This is a genomic window from Kamptonema animale CS-326 (genome assembly GCF_028330895.1).
Taxonomy (GTDB): domain Bacteria; phylum Cyanobacteriota; class Cyanobacteriia; order Cyanobacteriales; family Microcoleaceae; genus Kamptonema; species Kamptonema formosum.
Genome location: NZ_JAQMUA010000369.1, coordinates 1 through 6,445, shown reverse-complemented (window position 1 = coordinate 6,445; position 6,445 = coordinate 1). Strand labels below are relative to the sequence as shown.

4 protein-coding genes are annotated in these 6,445 nt (G+C 42.4%); 1 reads left to right on the top strand and 3 read right to left on the bottom strand.

Annotated elements, in window-relative coordinates:
- Positions 1-63 precede the first annotated feature (63 nt).
- The 3 genes from PN499_RS21510 to PN499_RS21500 all read right to left on the bottom strand — a co-directional run bounded on the left by PN499_RS21510 (position 64) and on the right by PN499_RS21500 (position 2,746).
- Positions 64-1,185, bottom strand: a complete 1,122-nt coding sequence (locus PN499_RS21510) for a S1 family peptidase (RefSeq protein WP_272034436.1) — start codon at positions 1,183-1,185, stop codon at positions 64-66.
- A 125-nt stretch (positions 1,186-1,310) separates the two neighbouring features.
- Complete coding sequence (locus tag PN499_RS21505) at positions 1,311-2,105, bottom strand: COP23 domain-containing protein (protein ID WP_272034434.1); 795 nt, start codon at positions 2,103-2,105, stop codon at positions 1,311-1,313.
- A 182-nt stretch (positions 2,106-2,287) separates the two neighbouring features.
- The gene (locus PN499_RS21500; protein ID WP_272034432.1) at positions 2,288-2,746 is read right to left on the bottom strand and encodes a helix-turn-helix domain-containing protein; all 459 of its coding nucleotides are present in this window, start codon (positions 2,744-2,746) and stop codon (positions 2,288-2,290) included.
- A gap of 220 nt (positions 2,747-2,966) precedes the next feature.
- Between PN499_RS21500 and PN499_RS21495 the strand changes: the two genes are divergently transcribed.
- Positions 2,967-6,445: esterase-like activity of phytase family protein (locus PN499_RS21495; protein ID WP_272034430.1), on the top strand; the 3,479-nt coding region annotated here is incomplete at its 3' end.

Genomic DNA, 6,445 nt, shown 5'->3' with positions numbered 1-6,445 from the left:
GGGGGGCGTTACGTAAAGCGTGCGTTAGGTTAATTAACTCCAAGAATGCTTTTGAGAGCGTAATTATTCCACAAAAACTGAATCCAGACTTACAGGTTTAGGATGTACAATTGGCTTGGACACTTTTAAGCTTAACAAATCCATAAACGCAGATAAACCCCCATTATTGCCACTCCAATGACGAGTAGGTAAACTATCAGGAAGAGAGGCGAACTGCGGAGCTAATTGGGCAAAAGTATCAATCGGAATTGCGAAAGCTAAAGCAATCATCCGATCGCGGACATCTGCACTAGGTAAAGAACCATCTCTATACACATAAGGATCGCCCCAGAGAGGATAAGCGTGCATTCCATTAATCCCCACAACTTCACCCTGAATGTTAAGCAGAGGCCCGCCACTCATGCCTTTTTGAATATCATTGGTGTAACCAATTTTATAGCCTTGTTCTAAAGCTCGATCTGGTAATAGGGAAACCCACCCTTTTGTTAGTACAAATCCACGCCCATCAAAGGGAAAACCTGCTGCAAAAACTCGATCTCCTTCTGATAGTGTTCTTGAACTTTTCAGGGAGGCAATTGCATAAAATTTATCAAGACTGCGGAACTGCAAAATAGCCAAATCATTACCGCCAAAAGGCATATTTATCGAAGGCAAATTAGCCTCATAAGTATAACCATCAGGAGTTTCGATAATATAGGGAGAATCGCCTAAATTCAAGACATGACGGTTGGTAACTACTGTATAAACTTGACCTTGCCTTTGTAGCAAAATTCCTGAGCCCCAACTATTTCCTGACCTCACCTTGACAGTGATCGATTTGGCAACTCGATCTAGATGAAATCCTCGATCAAAACCACAAGTTACAGCAGATTTTAAATCAGTTGGAGGCAAAACACCACCAGCCCGATCTGATGCTTTCTTGCGATCGAGAGGAAGGCTGAGTAGGGGTATATTTAATTCACTTGAAAACTGCTGTACTTTTTTACATCCTGCTGAATTCTCTGTGCTAGAACTAGCAAATTTAGAATCGGAATAAGTTTTAGATACAGCCTGGGATTGAAAAAAGAAAATGCCCATTAAAACTGGTAATGAAAACAAAATAGCAGAATTAAAATTTGTCCATTTGGCTTGAGTAAATTTCCTACTCTTCTGATTTAAAATTTCTCTCAAATAAGCTCCAATCAAAATTGATACCTCCACTATAGAGCGCCAAATAAAAATCAAAGCATCACCCATTTACAAAGACAGAATTCAGAATCTAGAATCATTTCTAACTTCTGAATTCTGACTGTTCAAGTCTTAACTGAATACTACCGAACCCCACTCCTCCGCTGAGAATTAGAAGCTCCAGAATTGGGAAAGTGAGAAACGCCTGCGATGCTTTTCAGGTAATTATTCATATCGAAATAGAGGCGAGAGCCACTTTCTTCTAGCGGGCCAGCAGCACCAGAACGGATATCAAAAAGGTTTTGCATTACCCGGTTAGCATCTTCAGCCTGCTTGAGTGTGAATAATACCCCCGTACAAGCGCCACCTTTAGTATTAGAAACACAGATTACAGGTTGACGGTTAACAGTACCAGTTGTAATGTAATTGAGCGAACCATTATTAAAGAACTGCTGAAATTTAGCAGATACTTGGCGACACCGGGTTAGAGGTTCATAGCCATGATCGGAAAAGTAATTGGAAACCCAACGAATTACAGGAGTAGTACCTTTTTGTGTTTCCACAAAGGTTGTAGGAACGCCGTTGTTATCGCCGCAGAAGAAACGGTGAGTAGCTTGAGGAGGTTTTACTTCCTCCGCCTTGGGCTCTTGCTCACAAGTATTAGGATGCTGATTGTTGCAAGATTCTACTTTGGTTTCCGAGCAATTATTAGGGCGGTCGTCATTGCAAGCCTCTTGATGATTGTTATTACAATCATCTGGACGATGTTTATTGCAGCCATCTCGATGATTGTTGTTGCAATTATTCCTACCGTTATTAGTGTTACAGCTATTCAGATCCTGAGTTCTACTTGCAGAACTGGGCTGGCTTGCGGCTGTTGTAAGGCTGAAGGCGAGCGCAGTTACCATCAGCACTTTTGTCAAGACTTGCAGTTTCATTTTTTGGTATCAAGTTCAGTATTTTAGGGTGAATAGATAGTTGTGAAGGTCAAAATGATAGCTTCTAGAAAGAATTAAGCTCGTTCAAGCTATTATTTCCTTCATCAGCAACCCTCGTACCATCTCTCCATGTTTTATAAACAGATCCGGAAATAAATTGAGAACAGAAAAGAGTGGGTTAGTTATGTATCTATTTCTTTGGCCTGTGCGGTTCCGCCTAACCGCTTGAGATAGTCCCACCCACGCTGGGGCCAGACATGATCGCTGCCAGTCTTTTCTGCAATCCAGCGAGCGACTTTGGGGCCTGACCATGCCTTACCATCGGGTGCAGGGCCTTGCAGTGCTTGCCGCAGTTCCTCTTTTTGCGCGGGTGTCAACAGGGATTTTGCAGGCGGCGGCTGACGTTCTCCGCTGCGGTTTCTGACAGAACTTGGCCCTTCCCGGTTGTAGCGTTGGACTATTTCTTTGGCGTAATCGTAGTTGATACCTACGACTGCGGCGGAGTGCTTAATAGTCCAATCCCTAGCAACCAACAGCAGCAGATGCCACCGGCGGGATTCAGTGGCATCTTGGGTCTGTCGATAGCGAGTTTTGAGTTCGCAAATTGTGAGGTGAGGTTCTATGTGAGCTTTTGGCGGCATACCTCCGATCGGGCATCAGGAAGGTCATTTTATATATCCTGCGTTTGGTGAAAAATCAGGATAAAATTCAGATCAAATTTTGATTTGAGTTAAGTAAAATATTGGGAATGAGATTTTCTGTTATCTAAAAATTAGGGAACTCACCTAATGTCGGCATCTAGGCGGCAACAATACCGCCCAGAGGGCGGCGTTACAAATAATTGCTTCGATCGGGTGTACTATGCTAAGATCTCAAATTGCAGCTAAAGCGATCGCTTTTATCGACGTGGCGGTTTCTGACTTTCAAACTCTCCTCAATGGAATTGAAGCAGGAACAGAAGTAGTTTTAATAGATTCATCACGGGACGGTATAGAGCACATTACCGCAGCTTTGGCAAGTCGCAAAAGTATTAAAAATATTCACATTATCTCTCACGGTAGCCCCGGAAGTTTGCAACTAGGATCGATTTGGCTGAATTTTAATAACTTATCTACCTATACCCAGCATTTCCAGCAGTGGCGCACTGCCTTAATAAATGAAGCAAACATCCTTTTGTACGGGTGTGAAGTGGCCGCAGGGGAGAAGGGAAAAGCATTTGTACAACAACTGAGTCAGATGACGGGGGTCGATGTTGCAGCTTCGGTTAGTTTGACTGGAAATAAAGCATTAGGTGGAGACTGGGAGTTAGAGTTTGCTACAGGTAAAATTGAAAGTCATTTGGTATTCAGCCAGGAGGCGATGCAGGCTTACAACTATGTTTTGATGCCAGATATAATCATCAATGAATTCCGACGTGAAGGACAGTTTCAAGGGAATGAATATATTGAACTATTGCTGACCAAAGACCAGACAGCAACTCAGCTTGAGAGCTTTTTTGTAGGCGATTCAACTACGGATACAGATGCCAAAAATTCGGCTTACAAATTTACTAATATGGCGAGTATTGCTTCTGTTTTTAAGGCAGGAACAATAATTGCAATCGGCGGCCCAAGTGTAATTTCTTCGGACGATATTACCTACAACCCCGTCCCCGCTGGAACCGATGCTGATTGGAATATTCAATTGCGGATTAACAATGGCACTGGCGGTGCATTTCTCAATAATGTGTTAGTGGGAAACAACCCATTCGGAGGAGATTTTGCTGATTCAGATATTGTTTGGGTAGATACTAGCAGCACTGGTACTACTTCCGTTGATTCTATCGCGTGGAAAACTGCACCCGACAATTATGGCACCTTTGCTAATGCAGTAAAGGTACAAATTCCAGCGCCGAACAATGGCGCAAATGTCGAATTTACCAACAGTATTACTGCTGTAAATATAATTGCTAATTATACTATTAATAGTGCAGGATCGCTGGGTTTACCCAACGGTGGAATTAACACTGTTTGGATTAATAATTTAAGGAATCCTAATGCACCTTTAAATTTTATTGGCTCAGAAACATTTGCTTCAAATACAAATTATGCAGGTACAACATTAGGCGGATTGTCGGGCATTACTTACAATTATGCCAACAATACTTACTATAGTATTTCTGACGGTCGTAATATTGTAGGTAGTCCCGACGATCCTCGATTTTATACCCTCACAATTGATGTAAGTTCGGGGGCATTGTTACCGGGAGGGGTTGCTTTTACAGGTGTAAGAACTATAGGCAATCCGCCTCCTTTTGGCAGCGATACTTCTGATACAGAGGGCATTGCTTTAGCTTCTAACGGGACGGATGTTTATATTTCTTCCGAAGGAATTTTTAGTGGCGCTAACCCAACTTCTCAGCCTTTTATCAATACTTTTAATATCACAACAGGACAGGAAAACGAGGTACTAACTATTCCTAGTAAATTTACAGCATCAGCAGGTGCTACTGGTATTACTAGCAATAGAGCTTTTGAAAGTCTGACTATTACCCCCGACCAACAGTTTCTATTTACGGCAACTGAACAAGCTTTAAAACAAGACGGTACTGCTAGTAATTCGCGGATTTTGCGATACAATTTATCTACAGGTACACCCGATCGAGAATTCCTCTATGAAACGGATTCTGGAAACGGTATTTCTGAACTATTAGCCCTGGATAATAATACCTTTCTTGCTATAGATCGTAATGTAACATTCGGATTCGGAAAGCTATATCAGTTATCTATTGAAGGCGCAACCGATATTTCTTCTGGCTTTGATCCTCTTCCTGGTACTGGAGTTACAGCAGTTAAAAAAACTTTGGTTCTTGATTTATCTTCTTTTCCACTAGGTACTAATTTTGAAGGGATGACTTTTGGCCCGCCGCAGGCAAATGGGAAGCGATCGCTAATACTTGTATCCGACAACAATTTTGGCGCTGGTTTCGGAATTCCCACTGCATTCGCAGCTTTCACTGCCAACAATGCGCCTGTATTAGATAATAGCCTTTCGCCTACGCTAACATCAATTAACAAAAACATAGCACCTGCCAGCAACCTTGGTACAGTGGTTTCTAGTTTGATTGGCGGAGGTGCTGTCACCGATCCCGATACAGTAGATACTCAAGGTATGGTCGTGACATCGGTGGATAATAGTAATGGTAGTTGGGAATATTCAACTGATAATGGCTCCAATTGGACTTCACTAGCCCCGACAACAACGACCTCAGTATTGTTAGCTGGAGATGCCTTGATCCGGTTTCTGCCTAACCTCAACTATAGCGGAATAGCTAATATTGATTATCGAGCTTGGGACGGAACTACTGGTACTAATGGAGGGACGGTAGACATTTCAGTGGCTAGCAGTGTTGGTGGAGTATTTGCCTTTAGCAACGCCATTGAGACTGCGACAATTACTGTCAACGATCCTGGTATATTCAGTTTCAGCAGTCCTACTTACAGTGTTAATGAAAATGGTGCAACTGCTACTATTACTGTTGAACGCACTGGTAGCGGTAATGTAGCGGCTAATGTTAGTTATACGACTTCTGATGGTAGTGCCAATGCAGGGAGTGACTACACAACTGTCAATAATTCTTTAAGTTTTGCCATTGGCGAAACCAGTAAAGATTTCACGATTCCCATTACTGATGATGCTTTAGTAGAAGGCGATGAGACCGTTAATTTAAGTCTCAATTCTCCCACCAATGGGGCAACTTTGGGAACGCAAAACACGGCAACTTTAACCATTAATGATGATGACGTTGCTGACCCTGGTATATTTAGTTTCAGCAATCCTACTTACAGTATTAATGAAAACGGTGTAACTGCGACAATTACGGTAAATCGTACAGGTAGTGCTAATGTAGCGGCTAATGTTAGTTATACCACTTCTGATGGTAGTGCCAATGCAGGGAGTGACTACACTGCTGTCACTGGTTCTTTAAGTTTTGGGGTTGGTGAAATTAATAAAATTTTCACTATTCCTATTACTGACGATCCTTTAGTAGAAGGAGATGAAACTGTTAATTTAAGTTTAAATTCTCCCACAAATGGGGCAACTTTGGGAGCTAATTCTCAGGCTGTTTTGACTATTGTAGATACTACTCCAACGCCGACACCTGTTCCCACGCCAATACCAACACCATCAGTTACCCCAACACCAACACCGACACCATCAGTTACCCCAATTCCAACACCAATTCCATCATTAACTCCAGCGCCATCAGTTACACCGACACCATCAGTTACCCCAACACCAATACCAATTCCATCAGTAACTCCAACGCCATCAGCAACTCCAACGCCATCAGTAACTCC